This window comes from Mycoplasma sp. AC157 (genome assembly GCF_054343415.1).
Window position 1 is genome coordinate 16,544 of sequence record NZ_JBTGVE010000003.1, and the last position, 23,184, is coordinate 39,727.

Consider the following 23,184-nt stretch of genomic DNA (forward strand, 5'->3'; position numbering starts at 1 on the left):
GAATTAAAATGGCTTTTCTTTTATGAATGCTTAATTTTTTAAAAGCCTTTGTAGCAGTGCCTGCTTTATTAGTTGGTATTTTTACAATGATTGGTGCCCTTGTTTTAAGAAAAAAGGGTTCACAAGTTGTAGTAAGTACTTTTAAAGTTATTGTAGGTTTCTTAATTATGGGTGGTGGAGCTGGAGTTCTTGTTGGTTCACTAAACAAGTTCCAACCAGTTTTCCAAGCTGTTTATAGTTTAAATGGTATTATACCTAATAATGATGGTTTTGTTGGAGCTTTAGCAAAAGCATTACCAGAAATTGCTACTTTAGGTTCAATTATAATGTTAGTTGCAATGTTGTTAAACATTTTATTAGCACTAACTTCAAGATTTAAATATGTTTATTTATCAGGACACGTTTTATACTATACTTCCTTAATGTTAGCAGCAGTAATGTATGTAATCGGTTTTGATTTTCAAAATAGTGTTGCAGACTTTGTTTTAGCAATGTTTGCAGGAGCTGCTCTTTTAGCAGTTTATATGGTTATTTCACCAGCAGTTCAACAAAGATACATGAGACAAATTGTTGGGAGTGATGAAATCGCTTTAGGACACACTGGTGGATTTGGTTATGCTTTATCTGGATTAATCGGTGAAGCAGTTTATAAACTTAAAAAAGGAAAAGTTCTTTCAACAGAAGAAATTAAATTTCCACAATCACTATATTTCTTTAGAAACACACTAGTTTCTATTTCAATTACAGTATTTATTTTCTATCTTGCAGCATTTTTACCAGGTGGAATTTTATTTGAACTTGGAAAAATAACAAATAAAGAAGCTTTAGCTGTTTTAAGCGATGGAAACTGAGTTATCACAATGATAGTTCAAGCATTTACATTCACAGCTGGAGTAGAAATTGTTTTAGCTGGTGTTAGATTATTTATTGGTGAATTAGTGCCAATGTATAAAGGATTTAGCGATAAATTAATTAAAAATTCTAAAGCAGCTGTTGACTGTCCTGTAGTATTCCCTTATGCTCCTAATGCAGTTATTATTGGATTTATTTCTTCTTTTGCTGCTGGACTTGTAGGAATGGCTATTACTATTGGTTTAGGAGCTGCAAGTTTAATTCCTGCAGTTGTATTACCAGGATTAGTTCCTCACTTCTTCTTAGGAGCAACTTCTGGAGTATTTGGAAACGTTAAAGGTGGAATAATTGGTGCAATAGTTGGTCCATTTGTAGTTGGATTAATTATTACATTTATTCCTGTATTCTTTGTGCTTGGAAATTGAACTCCAACTAACACAAATGCTTTAGGAAAATTACTTGAAGCATCTAACTCAGTAAAAGCAGATTCATTAATTTCACTAAACTGAGGAGATACTGATTACTTTATTGGTTACATTCCAGGAATTATAGGATTAATCCCTAAAGCAGGAAAATATGTTGCTTTTGGTACAATCATTGCAACTTACTTAGCGTTAGTTACTGATGGACTTGTTAAAAGATTTGTTTTTGACAAAAAAAATAAAGGTGAAGTAAAAAATGCGTAAAAAACATTTGGACTACACTGCAAATGAATTTATTGCAACAATGCGTGCAGTTGCTATTGACGGAATAAATAATGCAAAACAAGGGCATATTGGAATGGCTCTTGGTGCTTCTGAAATCTTTTATGCACTTGTAGGACAAGTAATGAGATTTAGTCCTTCTGATCCAAAATGAATCGATAGAGATCGTTTAGTTTTATCAGCAGGACATGGTTCAATGGGATTATATTCCATTTACCATTTACTTGGATTATTAAGCATTGATGATATTAAAGCACATAAAGAATATAATTCTAAAACTCCTTCACATCCAGAAATTGATAAATTAGAATTTGTCGATGCTTCTACCGGTCCATTAGGACAAGGTGTTGCAATGGCAACGGGAATGGCACTAAGTGCTAAACACTTAATAAAAAGATTTAATAAAGATCGTTTAAATATTTTTAACCACAACATTTTTGTAGTTTGTGGAGATGGGGATTTACAAGAAGGAGTAGCTTTAGAAGCAATCCAATTTGCTGGTACAAATAAACTATCTAAACTTGTAATCATTCACGATTATAACAATATGCAAATTGATTCAGCATCTTCTGAAGTAAATAACATAAATTTTGAACTATTTTTCAAATCTCAAAATTTCAATGTTATTATTTTAAGAGATAATGATCCAGTTGAAATTCAAAAAGCATTAGAAAGAATTAAAGACACAGTAAAACCTACTTATATTCAAGTTCCTACCACAATCGCTTATGGAACAGATGTTGCAAACTCTCCAAAAGGACACAATGGAATTTTAAGTCCAGAAGCAACTGTTAGTTACAAAAAAAGACTTGGTTTAAAAGAAACTAAACCTTTTGAATACAATGAGCAAGCTTATGAATTTGGAAGACAAATGATTATTTCCAAATCAACAGCTTACACAAGATGAGTTAATAATTTTGAAAAATTAAAAACAAGATATCCAAAATTAGGAAGAGAACTTGAAGCGTTAATTAAAAGGGAAAAATCCTTTGATTTTAAAGATTTTAAATTTAAACAAACTAATGTTGCTACAAGAAATTATGTTGCTGAAATAATGCAATATTTAGATGGAAATTATGAAGATTTTATGGGTGGTTCTGCAGACCTTAGAAGTGCTACTAAAGTAGGTTTTGATTCTAATAGAAATATCAAATATGGAATTAGAGAATTTGCAATGACTGCTATCAACAACGGAATAAATTTACACTCAGGATACACTACTTTTGGTTCAACTTTCTTAGTTTTTGCAGACTATGCAAAACCAGCTCTTAGATTAGGTGCACTAATGGAAATCCCTTCTATTTCTGTATTTAGTCACGATTCTTATCAAGTAGGAGGAGATGGTCCAACTCATCAACCGGTTGAACAAATTGGGATGCTCCGTTCTATACCTAATTATTTAGTATTTAGACCAGCAGATGAAAATGAAATGCTAAATTCTTTTAAATATGCATTAAATAGCAAAAAAACACCTTGTGCTATAATTACATGTCGCCAAGAAGTGAAATCATTTAATTTACAAAAAAATGAATTTAAAGCAGCTTATTTCATTGATAAACAAGAAAGTGCAAATATTACACTTCTTGCTTCTGGTTCAGAGGTGAGTTTAGCTGAGCAAGTAGCTAATGAATTGAAAAAAATTAATATTAAAGCAAGTGTAATTTCTGTTCCATCCTTGCAATTATTGCTCGATGATGAAAAACTTATAAGTCAGTTAGAACTTGCTAAACAACCATTATTTGCAATCGAAGCTTCTAACGATCATTTATGATACAAACTTTCTAAATATTCTAAATTTGATGCTCATTTAGCAAAAGACTTTGGACACTCAGCACCAGGACAATTTGTTTATGAGTTAAATGGATTTAATAAAGAATTTTTAGTAGAAAAAATCAAATTATTTTTAGAAAAATAATAAAGAAAAAAACAAAAAAAGCATTCATTAATTGAGTGCTTTTTTCTTTAATTGTACTTTTGATCAATTAGTTTCATTCCAATTTCATCACAAAGAATATTTAAGGTAATTTTTACTTCTATCTCAGTTTCAAATTTATCTTTAATTTTTATTGAAAAAATATTTTGATATAAAGCATATAGTTCATTTATGACGTTTTCTATACTTTCTCTTTTAGTTAATGAAAAGGTAATGTCTCTTGATTTTAATGGTGAATTATCATACTCTTTAAATATTACTTTCTCTTTTTCAATAGCATCTAAATTGATTTCAGCAAACAAAGCATCACTGATATTTAGATATGGAGAAATTTTTCCAATTCACCCTACGAGAGTGTTGTTGTGGTATATTAAAGCAGTTGTTCCTGTGTGAAAATTATTAATATCTTCTGCTCTTTTGAAAGTTAAATTTTCTGAAACATTGTTTAAAATCACTTCTTTTAATTGATTGAAAGGATAAGAAGTTGAAGCTAAAGCTAAAACATTCTTAAATTCATTAACCATTCCTACTTCAAAAATAGAAATATCTGTGATTTTTCTTTTTTGATTATATTCAATCACTTCTGCTAAAGAAATTGCTAAAGAGTTTCTAATTTCTTCTCTTTCTTTGGAAACGAAAGTTTCTAAAGTTATATTTTGTTTGAAATCAAAAGGATTAAAAACATTACGTTCTTTTGAAATTAAAGAATAAGTTCAAACTTCTTGAAAACCACTAGAAGAGATTTTTTCTTTAATAATATTTGGTCTATTAATTAAAAATGAGTTAATTTTTGGTTGATTTAAAATCAAATTATTAAATCCATAAAATCTTAAAACTTCTTCAAGAATATCATCTATATCTTCAATATCATGTCTATAGTTAGGAACAATAATTTGTTCACCTTTAAACTCAAAACTAAGAATTTCTAGTGATTTTTTAACTGTTGCAAATCTTTCGGTTTTTGAAATTTCACTTCCTGCAATTCTATTAATGTAATTGATATCAAAATAAATAGATTTTTGCTCTATTTTTGGTAGATTGATTATTTGTGAAAATTCAGTTAAATAATTAGATAAAAAATGATGACCTAAAAGCATTGTACCTAATGAAACTTTTTTGGATGATTGTTTATAGGAATTAGAATCAATTTTGAGTTGCTTTGCTGTATGTCTTACATCTTTAATAGAGAAATTACCAATTTCAAAAATAATTTCTTTAGTATCTTTAGTTATAGAAGTTTTTTCTGCTCCCATAACTCCAGCAAGAGAAACTGCTTGATTATTTCCATCATAAATGGCAAGTGCGTTTGTAAAATCTACAATTTTATTACCAAGTGCTTCAAATTTTCCAGAAAAAATTTGTGGTTGTAAAGGACTTTTAATAGTATTTTTATTATATGCATGAGTGGGCATTCCGCTCATAATCAAGGTTAAATTAGTTAAATCAACTATAGGGGAAACTAATTTAATTCCTGATTTTAAAAGTAAAAATGAATCTTGTATATTTAGTTTAAAGTTACCATCTTTTTTAGCTTCAATACCTGTTAAAAGATTGTTTTCATTATTTTTTATAATAAAGTTGCTATTAAATGTTGGATTTTTATAATTTATATTTAGAGGTTCTGAAAGGAAAAAGGCAGCTAATTCTTTTGCCATTATTAAATAAGAGTTAGCATCAGAACGATTGCTTAGAATTTTAATATCAATTAAATAATCATCAAGATCAAACAAATCTAAAGGATTTTCCTGTAAATTTACTTTTTGAAAAGTAAAAATACCTTCTTTAAATTCGTCTCAAACTAAGTTAGTATCAAAACCAAGTTCATTTAAAGAAACAAGCATCCCTTCTGAATTAATACCTTGTAATTTTTTTTCAGCAAAAATCATTTTTCCATTGGTAGAACCAGGAACAAATGCCATTACGTAATCATTTTGCTTAACATTTATTGCTACAGTTTGAATAACTCTATCTTTATCAGCAAATTCGATTTCACAAACATTCAATTTATCAGCATTTGGATTTTTATAGATGTTTTTGATTCTACCAAATTTAACACCTTCAATGTTATTAAATTTTTGATAACTTTCAACTTCAAAACCTATGGAATTTATTGCTTCTAAAACATTTTCAAGTGTAATTTTAGCATCAAGATTAGCTAATTGTCTTAATTTTTTATATGAAAAAATCATTAGTTTTCCTTTCTAAATTGATTTAAAAATCTTAAATCATTTTTGTAAAATTCTCTAATATCCTGAATTTGGTATTTTATCATTGCAATTCTTTCAAGACCAATTCCTGCTGCAAAACCATTCATATCATTTGTATATCCTGCTTGCTTTAGCACATTTTTATGTAGCATTCCTGCACCTAAAATTTCTATTCATTTATTTTTGTAAAAAACATCTACTTCTACTGAAGGTTCAGTGAATGGAAAATAAGATGGTCTCATTCTAATTTGAACTTCTTCTTCTAAAACATAAGATAAAAAAGATTTTAATGTTCAGATTAAATTTGGAAAATTAACATTACCTACACTAATAAAGTCTACTTGTGTAAATTGATGAGAATGTGTTTGATCATCTTCGTCATTTCTATAAACTTTTCCAATTGAAAATTGACTAAAAGACTGATTTTTAAACATTTCTAAAGTTTTTGCACTTATTCCTGTGTTATGAGTTCTTAAAAGTAGATTTTGATTAATATACAGAGAATCTTGCATTTCTCTTGCCGGATGATCTTTTGCAATATTTAGTCTTTCAAAATTATATTCATCACTAACAATTTCTGAATCTGTGTATTCTAAATATCCATTTTGTGAAAATCACTCTCTTATTTTTTTAGAAACTAAAGTTATAGGGTGTAATGAACTTTTTGATTCCAAAGGTTCATTAACATCAATTCATTCGTTTTGAATTTTAGATTCAATTCTATGTTTTTCTATATTTTCAGCAGCTTTTTGAAAAAAAAGTTCAGCTTTTTCTTTTAATTCCTTTATTTTTTTTCCAATTTGTGCCTTTTTATCGTTAGTAGTTTGTTTTAATTCTTTAGTTAATTTTGCTATTTCACCTTCAGGTCCAAATACTTTATTTTTAGCTTGTTTTAAATCTTCGAGATTTTTTATTTTATCTAATTCCATTTTTCCCTTTCTAATATGTAAAATTATATATAAAAATATGTTTTTAACAACATTTTTTGCATTATAATATATTTAAAATTATTAAAATAAATGATTAAGAATAAGGTTTGTATGATGAAAATTAATAAAAAAACAATAATGGTATTTTCTGTTCCTATAATTGCTCTAACTTTAGGGATTACAACAACTTCCATTTTAATTACTAAAAAAATTAATAATGAAAAAATAAACAAACAAAATAATCAATTGAAATCATTTATTTATAATCAACCAAACAGTGAATTAGATTCACTATTAGAAAAATTTTATTTTAAATTTATCAATAATAATGATTTAAATTTATATCAAAAAGAAAAGTTATCTTTAAACTTGCAAAAATTCGTTTCAGAATATAATGCTTTTTTAAGCAAACCTTTGACATTATTAAACTCAAGGATAGAAAAAAAATATCCTGATTTATTAAAAAAATCAAATGAATTAATTGAATTTAAAAACAAAATTAAGAAAATTGTTTCAAACATTAATTTAAATAATTTCAATTTTGAAGATAATACTAACCAATTAATAGAAAAGAATAAAGATATAGTTTACATAAATCAACAAAATAAAAATCTAAATGATGAATTAGATATTTTTTCTACTAAAATAAACTCTACAAATTTTTATAATAATTTTCTTTTAAAATTAGTAGATAAAAATTTTTTAAATGACATTATGGATGTAAATTTTTCTTATTCTAATTACTTTCAAAAAATAAAAAACTTAGATTTAGAGATAAACGAAATTAAGGATACAATTTCTTTTTTAGATTTTTACTTTGAAAAATCTGATAGTAATTTAAAAAATGAAATAAATCAAATTACAAACAAATATAAAGAAAAAATACAGGAAAAAAGCGTCTTCTCTCTCTCTCTCTCGAATTTAAGCCAAGTTAATAAATATATAAATATTATTTTAAATGACTTAAATTCTTTTATAAGTTTAAATAATCTTTTTAGTGATTATTTAATTTATAAAAAAGAAGAATTTTTAATAAAAATAAATAATAGTTCTTTTTTAAGCAAAGAGCAAAAAAAGACTTTTACTAGCAAATTAAAAGAAGTAAATACAATTATAAAAGAACAATATTTAGAAATTGAATTCAATAATGAATTGGAAAATTTTCAATTATCTAAATCTAACTTAATAACAGAAATAAATCAATCCATTATTAATGAAAAAAGCAAGTCTGAATTAATAAATAATGTAAAATCTCTAAAATCCAAAACTGAAATTCTTGATTTTAAAAATACTTTAGAAGAACTCTTTTCTAAAATAGAAAATTTAAAAATACTAATTTTAGAATTTGAAAATGGAATTTTAAATAACAATTTATCAGGACAAAAACAATTTAATTTTTTAAAAGAAAAAATAAAACTTGATTCATTTATTAAAAATAATGAATTGTTAGATGTAGATATTTTTGATCTCACTAAATCAATAGATAAAGTAGATCAATTTATTTCAAAATTGAATGAAATAAAAAACGGAACTGATGCAACTAATGATGGATTGCAAACTATTTTTGATAGAGAAGCCACTGCGAATTTAAGTAATTTTCAATTAAATTCTAATACAGAAAAGTTTGATTTGAAACAATATTTATACTCTGGTTCTATTAATTTAAAAAATTCTAATTTATATTTTGGAGCATTGGATACAGATTTTATCGATTACACAATTTTTGATTTACAATTAAAAGAAAATAATAGAAATATTCTTGTTGTAACAATAGATGCTGTTGCAAAAACTAACTCTAATTTGCACACAACAATAAGAAAAGAAATTGATTTTTCTACCAAAGATATTACACCTATTATAAATAATATATCTATTGCTAATTTAGATGAAATTTATGACATTAACTATTTTGAATTATCTAAAATTAAATTTAGAGAATTTCTTGAAAATGAAACATATAAAAAGTATTTAATAAAGAAAAAACAGGGTATTTCTAATTTCTTTAGTTATGATATACTACCTAATTTTAGTTTAGAAAACAACACAAATAAATTGCAAGCAACAGTAAATGTTTTATTTAATAAACAAATTATAAAAACTTTTAATCTTACTTCTTTAAAAGCAGTAGAATTTGAAAACGAAAACACCGAAAAAGATGACGAAATAAATAGAAATAAAATTTTACAACTTTTAAGTGGTCCAGTTGGTGATTTATTAGAAGAATTTAAATTTAAAGATGGTGTAAGAAAAACTCACACAGACTATTATTCAAAAGATGCAAAAATAGCAATTGAAAATTCCTATATTTTACCTAAATATGGTAGATATGAAATTTATGTAGAAAATGTTGAAAGTTATAATAATATAAAAGATGCTAAATATAAAAATAAAGGTGGAGATGCAAATGTTTTCTTTTGATACAAAATAGATGGACAAAAAGCACCTTTGCCTGAAAATAAATCAAGATACATAAAAACAGTTGATTTCTTTAGACATTTTACTTATGAAGCAATAAAACCAATTAATGGTAAACAATTTACAGCAGCCGATTTTAAATGGAATTACAGTGAAATAGAAGAAAATTTCAAAACAGAAATCAATAAAATTAATGAAACTAATTTTCAACATAGAAAAGTTCAAGGAAAAGCAATTAAACAAGACCAAATTACCTTGTATAGAGCATTTAACATAAAAGATTTTCTTTTCCAAAATCATCTAGAAAAAATGAATTACTTTTTCAAATTAGCAAATGCAACTGATGATTCTGCTTTAGTTGGACAAAGTTATGATAATGACTGATTTGTACCTTTAGATGCTAAATTAATTACTAAAAGTGGAGTCACTAAAAGCAATGCAAACTTAAATGATTTATTATCTAAATACTTTTATTATTTTTATGATATAAAACAAATAAATAAGTGATCATTATCATTTAAAATTGGATTTATTAATATTTTAGATAATACCAAAAGATTTACTAATGAACAGGAATATGTGTTAGATAATGTTGTAAATGATTATCAACAAGAACTTTATCCTGCAGTTATTTTAAACAAAATAACTTTATCAGATATTAATGTTAATAAAGAGCAATTAAAAGAACACGATGTAACTTACTACAGAAATAATTTGGATGAATTAAATAGAATTATTACTTTAAACTATCCTGGTGATGAAATAGAATATAATAATTTTTCTTTACCTAAAAATCGCTTTAAAATTTCAGAAATTCAAAATGCAAATGATGATTTTGCATTTGTTAGATTTGCCTTTTATAAAAAAGATGATTCTGTTATTAAAAGTGATGTTTGATATAAAATTAGCGGATTTAAAAAGATTACCACCAATGAAGGAATTAATAAACTTACATTTGATAATAACAAACTAAATACAGTCTTTTATTCAGAAAATGAAGTTGAAAGAGAAAGAGAATTAGAACCTTTTTGAAAAGACTTAATTTGAACTTTAGATCCTAAAACCAATGTTGCATCTTGAGTGTTAAAAAAACAGTATATTGAAAAAACTTTTCTTGCATCAGGAACTAAAAACCGAAGTTTTAAATTAACTTTATTTGGAAATGTTTTATCAGTTGATAATGATAAAGATGATCGAATAAGAAATGAAACTAAGGTTCCTAAGTTTTATTTTGATTTTGAAGAGTTAGTAACAGGTAAACTAGTTATCAAAGAAGGTGTTGTTGGTGGTTATAAATTTCCAAAAGGGAACACTTGAATTCAAGTGCCTCCAGTTGAATACATTTTAAGTGCCAAATATGACGAAAATACGGGAATTTCCTTTACTTTAAAACTAAAAAACCCTGAATATAAGATTATTATTGATACAACTTATACCCAACCAAATGATGTTAATTTTTCTCCATCAAGAGCTTTTATTTTAAATTTTGCACCAGCAAAAATTGTAATGAAATATATAAATAGCAAGCAAAATGAACATTTTAGTGACTACAAAACTAATCAATATAATTATGAACATGTAAATTACGATTTACAACAACAACCAATCTTACACTATAATGATGAAAATGTTGATTCAGATTATAATGTTTATAACCCAAATCAAAATGTGATTTATAAAATTCATGAAGGATATAAACCAGATAGAGAGTGAATTAGAAGTGAGTGACATAATTGAGAACTTGTAAATACAGTAAAATCAAGAGCAATTAAATATGTTCCCAATATTAACCATACTCTTTGAAATGGTTCTGCAACAATAATAGCTAAAGTTAATGATGACATTAATAATCATAGATTTTATGTTTTAACTAATCACCATGTTGAAAAAGAAGTTGATAAACTTTCTAAAATTTCGGGAGAAAACTTACCATATAAACCAATAAGTCATAGAAATATTTTTATTGAAAGTGATAAATATAGAAATGATATAAATGATGGTTTCGGTTATCCTTCAACACGAAATGAAGTAGGTTTTGGTCAAATTCCTACCAAAATTTTATGGGTAGGAACAGGAGAAAGAAATCAAATTTCTAAAGATAGCAAACAAAAAGGAAATTATGATGCTGCTGTTTCAATTATTGATTGAGGAGATTATGTTAAAGAAGCAAAACGAGAAGGTAGAATGGGTATTGTTAAACATTTTCAAAATTTACAAACATTAGAAAATGTTAAATTGGATGTTGACTATAAAACAGCGGAAATTTTTGTACCAAATATAACAGATATGGCACATTTAGGTTTCCCTTATTGAGGATCTAAAACTGGTTATATAAATCATCGTCCTGATTTAAGAAAAAATAGTGTAATTTTTGCACAGTCACCAAATTTTTCACCTTTATATTTTGGTTCAGGTAACTCTGGTTCTGGGATGTTTGTTGATAAAAATAGCTTAGTTGGTTTGTGAACATCAGGAAATGGCGGGGGAACTTCAGAAATTTTTAGATATGACACTGATGAATATAACTTTTTTGGAATTAATTGAAATAATGAAAATCCATTAAATTTAAAAAATACCGGTTCTTTTGGTGCTCAAATCATTAGAGCAAATGCTAAAAATCCAAATGATTTCTCATTACCTTGGTTTTGAAAAGAAATTAAATAGCAAATTAATTAATAGTTAATAATATATCAAACTTTATAAAAGGAAGACTTGTTTTGTTAAGTCTAATGACTTTTCTTAATATTTACAGTCTATTAAAAGAAAATAAATCTTACAAAGTTAAAGTAGATTTAAATATCTTATCTAATTTTTTAAAATTAATTTCTAAATTATTGATATTATAAAATTTTTTAATTTTATCTTCTAAATTATTATTTTGAACAAATTCTTTAAATGTTTGATTATTTAATAAACTTCAAGAAACTAACATTTTTTTTATTGAATCATTTTCAATCATTTCTGTATATAAAGGACTAAGATTAGAGTATAAAAATTTATTTTTCAAATTAGAATAATTATTTTTACAAAAATCTAATCAGCAGTATTTATATAAATTTTCTATAGAAACTGCTATTGCATTGTTTATTTTTTTACTTAAAAAGGTTTTATTTCTAATTAATGAGTTTATGTCTCTTAATGTATAAAAATATAAAATGTCTTTTTCTTCAGTTTTAAAAGGATATTTATGTATTTTTGAATCAATTGTATTGAAATTATTTAAGATAAAAAAATCTTGATGATTAAAAATATCAAATTTGAATTTTAAGATATCTTCATAATTTGTTTCGATATTGTTTTGTCTTTTATATAAAGATAAAATTAAAGGAAATTCATTAGTTTTTTTATTTTTTAGTTGTTCAAATTCTTTGCTTGAAAAAATCATAGATTTTTCAAGTTTATAGTTTTGAAAAAAAGATTTTAATTTATTAAAATTTTGTTTTTTTATAAGAAAAGAAAGTGGGTGAATTACACAAATTAAATCTGCTTTAAGTTCATTATACATTTTTAAAAATGATAAACCTAAATCATTTGAAACAAGATTTTCATCCATTTCAAAAGAACCTTTTTTATTTTTTTGGTATTGACTTAAAGTGTCATTATATGGTGGATTCCCAATTATAAGAATTTTTTCATTCTCTTCTATTTTATATTTTCTTCTATTTACTTTTATAAGCGAATTTTCTTTATAAATGGAAATATTAGGGAAATTTTCTTTTATAAAATTAACACTGAATTCATCAATATCAGTTGCAATAAAATTGCTTTCTAAATCTAGAAAGTCATTAATGAAAGAACCATAACCTACACCTAAATCCAAAATGTGGTCAAATGGATTATTTTTAATTTCATCCATAACCCATTTTTTAGCTATTTGAACTATTTTTTTAGGACTATAATAACTTCCGAGTTGAATTTTTTGTTTTTCAACTAAGTGTATATTTTTTTCAAGATTAATTTGCTTCATTACTTTATTTTATCACATTATGTAATATAATTTAATTATGAAAATTAAAAATAATAGTGGAATTTTAGAATTATTTTTTTCTTCCAAAAATAAAGGAAAATTTCGTTGAAAAATCAAAGAAAGTGAAATAGATTTTCCTAAGACATTTGCTACAACAAAAGATTTTTTTCAAGATAATTGTTTTCTTGAGTGACAAATTAGTTATGATAAAGATGCTGAACAAAACAAAGAATTTGAATTTGTAAATTACAAAAATAAAAAGAAAAATCTTTTTGAATTATCATGAATATTAAAAGAATTAATAGAAAATAAAATGATTAGTACAATCGATATTAACAAATTAATTGAAAAAATAAAAAAATATAACTTTTATTTTGAAGAAAAGAAAATTCAATATCAAAAATCCGAAGAAATATTAATTGAAGAAATAAATTTTAGTCAAAAAAATATAGTTTTGCCTACTTTTTTACACTCTTTTGATAATGGAATTAATATTGAAATATCAATTCAAAAACAACAATATGCATCTGGTTTTCAACCGATGGTTTATTTGAATATTCCTATTTCATTATTTAGTAATTCCATGTTATTACTTGGACAAACTTCTAAACATTTAACAGAATTAAAACTAATTATAAATAAAGAAATAGTTACAGTTTTTATGACTGTAGTAAAAATATTTGCTTTATGTTCAACAAAACATAAAACTGATATTTTGAATATTTTGTCATTTTTAAAAGAAAATATTTAGTTTCGAAAATATGAATTTTTTATCAAAAAAAGCAAATAAAAAACAAAATTTTAAAATATTTTATCAATATTACTCAAAACGGTATTAATTATTATATAATTAAGCAATATGTTAGATTTTTTAGGGAAAAGATTACAAAAAGCTATGCAAAAAGCTAGCTCAAAAACAACTTTAAAAGAAGAAGATTTATTAGAAATTACAAGAGAAATTAAATTAGCACTTTTAGAAGCTGACGTTAACTTACTTGTTGTAAAAGATTTTATTAAAGAAGTTAAAGAAAAAGCAATTGGTTCTGAAATAATTGGTAAATTAAATCCAGGACAACAAATGATTAAAATTGTTAATGATGAATTAACTAAAATCCTTGGTGGAAAAACAAAGGAAATAAAATTAGATCAAACAAGAACAATCATAATGATGACTGGGTTACAAGGATCTGGTAAAACTACTTCTACAGCAAAATTAGTTAGTTATTTTTTAAGAAAAAAAATGATTAAAAAACCATTAATGATTGCTGCAGATATTTATCGTCCTGCTGCTATAGAACAATTAAAAGTTCTTGGTAAACAATTGAATGTTGATGTTTATTTTGAAAATGATGCTAACGTCCAAAATATAGTAAAAAACGGAATTCAAAAAGCTAAGGATGAATATTATGATTTTGTAGTTATAGATACCGCTGGACGTTTATCTATTGATGAAAATTTAATGAATGAACTTGTTGATGTTAAAGAAATAGTAAAACCAAGTGAAATATTTTTTGTTGCAGATGCCTTATCTGGACAAGATATTATTAATGTTGCTCAAACATTTAATGATTATTTAAAATTAACAGGTTCCATTATAACTAAACTAGATTCAGATGCTAGAGGTGGTGCTGCATTTTCATTAACAAAATTATTAAACTTACCTATTGTTTTCATAGGAACAGGTGAAAAAACTAATAATTTTGATTTATTCCATCCAGATAGAATGGCAGATAGAATTTTAGGAATGGGAGACGTTTTATCTTTAATTGAAAAAGCTGAAGAAGTTATTGATAAAGAAAAAGCAGAAAAATTAGGTAAAAGAATGCTTGCTGGTAATTTTAATTTAGATGATTTACTAAATTCATTACACCAAATGAAAAAAATGGGAAAATTTTCTAAATTAATAAAACTAATACCAGGTTTACCTAAAAATATTGATCTTTCTCAAGTTGAAGGTGTTGATGAAAAAATTAAATTATATGAAATTATCATTTCTTCAATGACTATGGAAGAAAGGAAGAATCCTAAATTGTTAAAAATGCCATCAAGAAAAAATAGAATTTTAAAAGGTTGTGGCAAGAGTGTTCAAGATTATAACAAACTTTTAACTGAATTTGAAATGCTTTCAAAAAGAATGAAAGAAATGTCAAAAAATGGAATGGGAGGACTAGGAAATATATTTAATAAATTTTAATTAATTTCCTAATATATGATTTTTGAAACAACTACTTTAGCAATTATATTTGCATTAGCCAGTTTGTCTTTGTTTATTTTTGCAACTAAAAAACTATCAACTACATTAAAAAATATTGGAGATAGTAAATTCAAAAAAATAATTAAAGTTATTTCCAAAAATAATTTTGTCGCACTTATGGTAGGAGTACTAATTACCACTTTAATTCAGTCTTCAGATGGTGCAATTGCTCTAATTATGGGGTTATTAGCTGCCAAATTTATTGGACTAAGGGTTGCAATTGCTTTTCTTTTAGGAGCAAATATTGGTACCGCTACTACTTCACTGATTGTTTCATTTCAATCGAGTTTTCAATTTACTGAATACTTTGTTCTTTTTATGTTTCTTGGAGTTTTTGGTTCCCTTTTAACAAAAAAAGAAAAAGCTGTAAATATCTTTTTAATTTTAGTTTCGATAGGAATGGTATTCTTTTCTTTAAAAATAATGTCAGGTGCAGCAAAGCAAATAGTAAAGGAAGATTTCTTTAAAGAAACTTTAAGAATTGCAGGAATTAATCCTTGATTATCTTTTCTATTTTCCTTTGTTTTAACTGGTTTATTGCAATCATCAAGCGCAACAGTTACTTTATATCAAGTTGTTTTCAATGAATCAAATTCCTTATTACAACTGCCTTCAGCAATTGCTCTTGTTTTTGGCGCTAATTTAGGTACAACAATAACAGGATTGATTGTTTCATTTACATCAAAAAATAATAATTCTAAAAAAATAGCATTAATTTGAGGATTTACTAACTTCACAATTTCCTTAATTTTATTGCCATTTTTATCACCTTTTACCTTTTATTCTGATTTTATTAAGTTAATTGTTTCAAATCAAAAAGCTCTTCAATTGTCAATTGCACATTTACTTTTTAATTTCATTTTAGTTTCTATATTTTTCTGATTAATAAAATATTTAGAAAAGTTAGTAAATTTTCTTATCAAAGAGAAAAGAGTTGGAGCTGAATTTGATATTTATCTTCCAGAAGAATTAATAGGACAAAATGCTTCTTTAGCTTTAAAAGCAGCCAAAAATGCTTTATTTTCACAAGCTAAAATTTCAGAAGCAGGAATTGAATTGTTAAATAAATATATTGAAACTGGTGATACAAAATTACTTAGAAGATATTCTGAACTTGAAGAAGTAATTGATAACACTAGAACTTTAATTTACAATTATTTAGTTCAAATAAGTTCTAATAATTTAACTAAAAATGAAGCTAAAACACATTTATCTTTAATTTTATCTTCCCGTTCTATTGATAAAATTATGGGTTTAGGTCGAAGTGTAATTATTGAATTAAATAGAATTTATGACTCGAAAAACGAACTTTTCTTTGACATAGAACCAGAAATTGTTACGGAAATTAAAGAACTTGTTTCTTTAGTGCTTGTTTTAATCAAAAATGCCGCTTCTCAACTTGAAGAACAAACAAAAGAGCGTAGTGAATTTATCGACAAAATGTCTAATAATTTAAATATTTTAACTTTAGAATTTGCAAAATCCAATGTTGAAAGATTAAAAACAGAAGAAGGCAGAAAACAATTAGAAAAAGACTTTGATTATAGCGTTTTACTTAGAACAATAGAAAGAATGGCACATCACTGCCAAAGAATTAGTCACTACATTAAAAATTCAAGATTTAAAATGAAAAGAATTTCCGAACAAGAACGAACCAATTTTATAGATTTAAATAACTAGGAATATTTATGAATAAAAAATACAAAAAAATCTTTTTTCCTTTATTATTAGCAACTTTATCAACATCTTTGATTGTTGTTTCGTGTAACTCTAACAACAACAATGACGACATAAATTCAGAAAAATTTCCACCTAAAAATCCTAATCCAAATTTTAAAGAAGGAATTTACACAAAGGTAAATTCAGATATTTTTAAAATAAAAGAAACAGTAAATGATGTTAGTAGAGAAACTAATTTTATTGTTCAAGAACCAATTCTTTATTTTAATAAAGGAAAAGTTATTACTAAACAAGATTTACCAAAAACTGTTTTAATTATAAATAATACAGATTTTAGTTTTGAAAAAGAAGTTGTTTGAGACACTGATTTTGAAGAAAAAATACTCATTGATTACTCCACAACAATTCAGGGGCACATTAAGGATTATCCATCTTTAACTACTCAATTAACAATTTATACAAGAACTCAAGTAGATGGAGATGAATACGTAAGAAGTGTTTTACCTGCTATTGATGAATTAAGTGCCAGAAAAGAAATTGATTATGACAAATCAACAAAAATTTTTAATCAAGCAAATTATGATTTTTGAAAAATGCTTGATAGCGATCAAGGAATAGAGTCTAGATGAGATAATAGAGATATCCACAATAGACATACTTCCATTTCAGACAGAACAATCGTTTTTAAATGAGATGAAAGAAAATCCATTTCTCAAATTAGAATCAATTGATTTAAAAATGGATGGGGCGGAAGCACATTGCCAGAAACCTTTTATTTTTCTTATTCTAACGATGGAGAAAATTGAACAGAAGTTACAAATTTAGACAAAAACAAAGGAAGTCAATTTGATATAACTCCAGCAAACCCACTTTATGGAGCTAACGTGTCTAATCAAACTGTTTTTAATTTTGATCCTATTAATACAAGGTGATTTAAATTTTCATGAGATTCAGCTAAAACAGCAAATGGTGGGGATTCAATGATAGGAATTACAGATTTTCAATTTTGAGTAAAAAATAGTTTAAAAATTTTAACTCAAAATTCTAATTCAAGCTTTTTGAAATCTGTTTTAATAAATAATAAACCTATTGAAAATTTTAATTCTTTTAAAACTAGTTATGATGAAGTCAACATTAAAAACAATACAAAAATTAAATCTATATTTAAAATTTTAGTTACAGATGAAAACAATAATACAACTATATATAAATTAAATTTATCTAAAAAATAAGGGAAATATGGAAAATAATAAAAAAAAGAAAGCAGCAATTTTTTGAATAAGTACCTCTCTTATTGGTGCAAGTGTTCTAATAGGAACTACAACATCACTTATTTTATATAATAACAACAATATTGAAACTAAAGATTATAATAGAAAATATAATGAACAAAATCTAAATTTAAAAACTTTTATTCTTAAACAACCCAATTATAAAATAGACGAACCCTTAAGAAATTTTTATAGTTGATTTTTACATACAAAAGAAAAAGATTTAACTAAAAGAGAAGAGCAAATTAATGAACTTAAATCTTTTGTTAATGAATATAATAAATTTGCCCAAATGTCTTTTGAAGAGTTAAATCATCTTTTTTCTGTCAAAAAAGAAATATTATTTAATAAAAATAATAAAATTATTAATTTTAAGGATGAAATCTTTAAAGAAATTTTAAAAACCAAGTTTGAAAATTTTAACTTTAAAGAAAAAACTAATGAACTAAAAAGTATAATTCAAAATTTACCTATAATTGATGATGAAAATAAAAAATTAAATAGTGAAATTACTAATTTTGCTACAAAAATAAATGATACAAATTTCAGTAATCCTTCCATTTATAAATTTAACAATAAGAATTTTAAATTTGAATTTAATAAGGAAATTTTTGATTATCAAGAATACTATAATAAGTTAGAAAAAGTTGATAAAAATATTAAAGAACTATTGGATGATTTCTCTTTTTACAAAGAAAATTGATCTTTAAGAATTGAAGATTGATCCACTTTTTCAAATACTATAGAACAAGGGTTTTCTGAAGAGAAAATCTTATCTTTTAAGACAGTAGATGATTTGCAAAATCATATTGATTATTTATCATTAAATTTTAAAAATTATATAAAATCAAAAAATTTAAATGAGTCCTATTTACATTATAAGAAAACCAAATTTACGGAAGAAATAAAAGAATTTGCTTTTTTAACAGATGATCAAAAACAATTTTTTATCAACAGAAATAACGAAATTAAAACTATTGAAGATTATGAACAATTATTAAATAAAATCAATTCTCTAAAAAATGATTTCGATATTTCAAAAGAGAAATTAATCGAATATTTAAATAATTCTAAAATTGAAAATAATTTTAAAAAAGAGTTAATTCAAAATGTAAAATTAATAAAAACTAAGCAAGAAATAGATAATTTTAAAAATGCTTTAGAACAACTTTTTTCTAAAATAGAAAATTTAAAAACACTAATTTTAGAATTTGAAAATGGAATTTCAAACAATAGTTTATCAGGACAAAAACAATTTAATTTTTTAAAAGAAAAAATAAAACTTGATTCATTTATTAAAAATAATGAATTGTTAGATGTAGATATTTTTGATCTCACTAAATCAATAGATAAAGCAGATCAATTTATTTCAAAATTAAATGAAATAAAAAATGCAACCGATACAACAAATGATGATTTGCAAACTATTTTCAATAGAGAAGCAAATGCAAATTTAAGTAATTTTCAATTAAATTCTAATACAGAAAAGTTTGATTTAAAACAATATTTATACTCTGGTTCTATTAACTTAAAAAATGCAAATTTATATTTTGGAGCATTAGATACAGATTTTATCGATTACACAATTTCCAATTTACAACTAAAAGAAGATAATAGAAATATTCTTGTTGTAACAATAGATGCTGTTGCAAAAACTGATTCTAATTTGCACACAACAATAAGAAAAGAAATTGATTTTTCTGCTAAAAATATTACACCTATTATAAATAATATATCTATTGCAAATTTAGATGAAATTTACGATATTAACTACTTTGAATTATCTAAAATTAAATTTAGAGAATTTCTTGAAAATGAAACATATAAAAAGTATTTAATAAAGAAAAAACAGGGTATTTCGAATTTCTTTAGTTATGATATAGTGCCTAATTTTAGTTTAGAAAATAACACAAATAAATTGCAAGCAACAGTAAATATTTTATTTAATAAGCAAGTTATAAAAACTTTTAATCTCACTTCTTTAAAAGCAGTAGAATTTGAAAATGAAAACACCGAAAAAGATGATGAAGTAAACAAAAACAAAATTTTACAACTTTTAAGTGGACCGGTTGGTGATTTATTAGAAGAATTTCAATTTAAAGATGGTGTAAGAAAAACTCACACAGACTATTATTCAAAAGATGCAAAAATAGCAATTGAAAATTCTTATATTTTACCTAAATATGGTAGATATGAAATTTATGTAGAAAATGTTGAAAGTTATAATAATATAAAACAAATTAGAGACACTGCTAGAGGTGGAGACGCAAATGTTTTCTTTTGATACAAAATAGATGGACAAAAAGCACCTTTACCTGAAAATAAATCAAGATATATAAAAACAGTTGATTTCTTTAGACATTTTACTTATGAAGCAATAAAACCAATCAATGGTAAACAATTTACAGCAGCCGATTTTAAAGGAAATTACAGTGAAATAGAAGAAAATTTCAAAACAGAAATCAATAAAATTAATGAAACTAATTTTCAACATAGAAAAGTTCAAGGAAAAGCAGTTAGACAAGGAGATGTTACCTTGTATAGAGCATTTAATATAAAAGATTTTCTTTTCCAAAATCATCTAGAAAAAATGAATTACTTTTTCAAATTAGCAAATGCAACTGATGATTCTGCTTTAGTTGGACAAAGTTATGATAATGACTGATTTGTACCTTTAGATGCTAAATTAATTACTAAAAGTGGAATTGTTAAAAGTACTGCAAACTTAAATGATTTATTAACTAAATACTTTTATTATTTTTATGATATAAAACAAATAAATAAGTGATCATTATCATTTAAAATTGGATTTATTAATATTTTAGATAATACCAAAAGATTTACTAATGAACAGGAATATGTGTTAGATAATGTTGTAAATGATTATCAACAGGAACTTTATCCTGCAGTTATTTTAAACAAAATAACTTTATCAGATATCAACGTTAATAAAGAGCAATTAAAAGAACATGATGTAACTTATTATAGAAATAATTTGGATGAATTAAATAGAATTGTTACTTTAAACTATCCTGGCGATGAAATAGAATATAATAATTTTTCTTTACCTAAAAATCGCTTTAAAATTTCAGAAATTCAAAATGCAAATGATGATTTCGCATTTGTTAGATTTGCCTTTTATAAAAAAGATGATTCAGTTATTAACAGTGATGTTTGATACAAAATTAGCGGATTTAAAAAGATTATCACTAATGAAGGAACTAATAAACTTACATTTGATAATAACAAACTAAATACAGTCTTTTATTCAGAAAATGAAGTTGAAAGAGAAAGAGAATTAGAACCTTTTTGAAAAGATTTAATTTGAACTTTAGATCCTAAAACCAACGTTGCATCTTGAGTACTAAAAAAACAGTATATTGAAAAAACTTTTCTTGCATCAGGAGCAAAAAACAGAAGTTTTAAATTAACTTTATTTGGAAATGTTTTATCAGTTGATAATGACAAAGATGATAGAGTAAGAAATGAATCTAAAGTTCCTAAGTTTGATTTTGATTTTGAAGAGTTAGTAATAGGTAAATTAGTTATTAAAGAAGGTGTTGTTGGTGGTTATAAATTTCCAAAAGGAAGAACTTGAATTCAAGTGCCACCAGTGGAATATATTTTAAGTGCTCAGTATGACGAAAATACAGGAATTTCCTTTACTTTAAAACTAAAAAATCCTGAATACAAAATTATTATTGATACAACTTATACACAACCAAATGATGTTAACTTTTCTCCTTCAAGAGCTTTTATTTTAAATTTTGCACCAGCAAAAATAGTAATGAAATATACAAATAGCAATCAAAAGGAACATTTTAGCGATTACAAAACTAATCAATATAATTATGAACATGTAAATTATGATTTACAGCAACAACCAATTTTACATTATAATGATGAAAATATTGATTCAGATTACAGTGTTTATAATCCAAATCAAAATGTAATTTATAAAATTCATGAAGGATATAAACCAGATAAAGAATGAATTAGACACGAATGATATGATTGAAAACTTGTGAATACTGTAAAATCAAGAGTTGTAAAGTATGCTGCAGATATTGCAGGTAAATATTATTTTGCTTCTGGTTCAATTATAGGAAAAGTTAATAATGATCCAAATGATGCTAGATTTTATGTGTTAACAAATCAACACGTAGATAGAGAAGTAGGTAGTTTAAGTCAAATTACAGGTGATAACCTTCCTTATCAACCTAAAATAAATAGAACTTTCTTAATTGCAAGTGATAAATACAAAAATGATATTAATCCAGGATATAGATATAATGCCACCGAAAATGATGTTGGATTTAGTAAAGTTCCATCCAAAATTATATGAGTTGGTGGATGAGATAAAAGTCAAATAGGTAAAAATGGTACATCTAAAGCCGCATATGATGCAGCAGTAACTATTATTGATTTAAAAGCACTTTTAAAACAAACAAAAAGAGATGGAAGAATGGGACTTGCGAAACATTTAGAAAATCTTTTTAAAATTCCTGATTTAAAATTTGATGCAAATTATAAACAAAGTGAAATGTTTGTTCCTACAATTAGAGATACAGCTCATTTAGGTTTTCCTGTTTGAGGAACTAAAACAGGATATGTAAATCATAGACCGACAATAGGTAGAGATAATGTTAGATTTACACAAACACCTAATTTTGCACCTTTATATTTTGGAACAGGGAATTCTGGTTCTGGAATATTTACAGATGACAATAGTTTTATAGCACTTTGAACATCTGGTTCTGGTGGAGCATGATCTGATGGGTTCCGTTATGATACAACAGATTTTAATTATTTTGGTATTAACTGAAATAACGAAAATCCATTAAGCTTAAAGAACACAGGTTCTTTTGGTGCTCAAATAGCAAGAGCAAATGCTAAAGATCCTAATTCTTTTGCACTCCCTTGATTCTGAAAAGAAATAAAAGAATAAATGCAATGAAGAAAAACTTCATTG

The 23,184-nt window shown here is 24.8% G+C and carries 11 protein-coding genes; 8 read left to right on the forward strand and 3 right to left on the reverse strand.

Annotated elements, in window-relative coordinates; translation table 4 throughout:
• Nucleotides 1-8: 8 nt before the first annotated feature.
• Nucleotides 9-1,538: a PTS ascorbate transporter subunit IIC gene (locus ACXX84_RS00875; RefSeq protein WP_436358428.1), complete on the forward strand. Its 1,530-nt coding sequence runs from the start codon at nucleotides 9-11 to the stop codon at nucleotides 1,536-1,538.
• Complete coding sequence (locus ACXX84_RS00880) at nucleotides 1,531-3,471, forward strand: transketolase-like TK C-terminal-containing protein (RefSeq protein ID WP_458561055.1); 1,941 nt, start codon at nucleotides 1,531-1,533, stop codon at nucleotides 3,469-3,471. The genes ACXX84_RS00875 and ACXX84_RS00880 overlap by 8 nt, the downstream gene beginning before the upstream one ends.
• 47 nt (nucleotides 3,472-3,518) lie before the next feature.
• Here ACXX84_RS00880 and ACXX84_RS00885 read toward each other — a convergent pair whose 3' ends face one another.
• Nucleotides 3,519-5,678, reverse strand: coding sequence for a phenylalanine--tRNA ligase subunit beta (locus tag ACXX84_RS00885; protein ID WP_458560577.1), 2,160 nt, complete (start codon nucleotides 5,676-5,678; stop codon nucleotides 3,519-3,521).
• Nucleotides 5,678-6,625: a phenylalanine--tRNA ligase subunit alpha gene (pheS, locus tag ACXX84_RS00890; protein WP_436358425.1), complete on the reverse strand. Its 948-nt coding sequence runs from the start codon at nucleotides 6,623-6,625 to the stop codon at nucleotides 5,678-5,680. Before pheS ends, ACXX84_RS00885 begins: the two co-directional genes overlap by 1 nt.
• A 90-nt stretch (nucleotides 6,626-6,715) precedes the next feature.
• On the opposite strand from pheS, the gene ACXX84_RS00895 reads away from it, so the two are divergent.
• Nucleotides 6,716-11,704, forward strand: a complete 4,989-nt coding sequence (locus ACXX84_RS00895) for an MGA_1079 family surface serine endopeptidase (protein ID WP_458572732.1) — start codon at nucleotides 6,716-6,718, stop codon at nucleotides 11,702-11,704.
• Between the two features lie 109 nt (nucleotides 11,705-11,813).
• Here the strand turns inward: ACXX84_RS00895 and ACXX84_RS00900 are convergent, their stop codons facing one another.
• Entirely contained in the window at nucleotides 11,814-13,007 is a 1,194-nt protein-coding gene (locus ACXX84_RS00900; RefSeq protein ID WP_436358423.1) for a hypothetical protein, read from the reverse strand.
• 37 nt (nucleotides 13,008-13,044) lie between these two features.
• Here ACXX84_RS00900 and ACXX84_RS00905 point away from each other — a divergent pair, with 37 nt between their 5' ends.
• The 5 genes from ACXX84_RS00905 to ACXX84_RS00925 all read left to right on the forward strand — a co-directional run bounded on the left by ACXX84_RS00905 (nucleotide 13,045) and on the right by ACXX84_RS00925 (nucleotide 23,160).
• Nucleotides 13,045-13,758: a R.Pab1 family restriction endonuclease gene (locus tag ACXX84_RS00905; protein WP_436358422.1), complete on the forward strand. Its 714-nt coding sequence runs from the start codon at nucleotides 13,045-13,047 to the stop codon at nucleotides 13,756-13,758.
• Nucleotides 13,759-13,866: 108 nt separating this feature from the next.
• A complete protein-coding gene (gene ffh, locus ACXX84_RS00910; RefSeq protein WP_436358421.1) occupies nucleotides 13,867-15,201 on the forward strand; it encodes a signal recognition particle protein in 1,335 nt (444 codons plus the stop codon).
• 15 nt (nucleotides 15,202-15,216) lie between these two features.
• Nucleotides 15,217-16,941 (forward strand): Na/Pi cotransporter family protein, encoded by a 1,725-nt coding sequence (locus ACXX84_RS00915; RefSeq protein WP_458572733.1) that lies wholly within the window; start codon nucleotides 15,217-15,219, stop codon nucleotides 16,939-16,941.
• A gap of 8 nt (nucleotides 16,942-16,949) precedes the next feature.
• Nucleotides 16,950-18,173, forward strand: a complete 1,224-nt coding sequence (locus ACXX84_RS00920) for a discoidin domain-containing protein (RefSeq protein WP_458572734.1) — start codon at nucleotides 16,950-16,952, stop codon at nucleotides 18,171-18,173.
• Nucleotides 18,174-18,180: 7 nt separating this feature from the next.
• The gene (locus ACXX84_RS00925) at nucleotides 18,181-23,160 is read left to right on the forward strand and encodes an MGA_1079 family surface serine endopeptidase (protein ID WP_458572735.1); all 4,980 of its coding nucleotides are present in this window, start codon (nucleotides 18,181-18,183) and stop codon (nucleotides 23,158-23,160) included.
• Nucleotides 23,161-23,184: the final 24 nt, after the last annotated feature.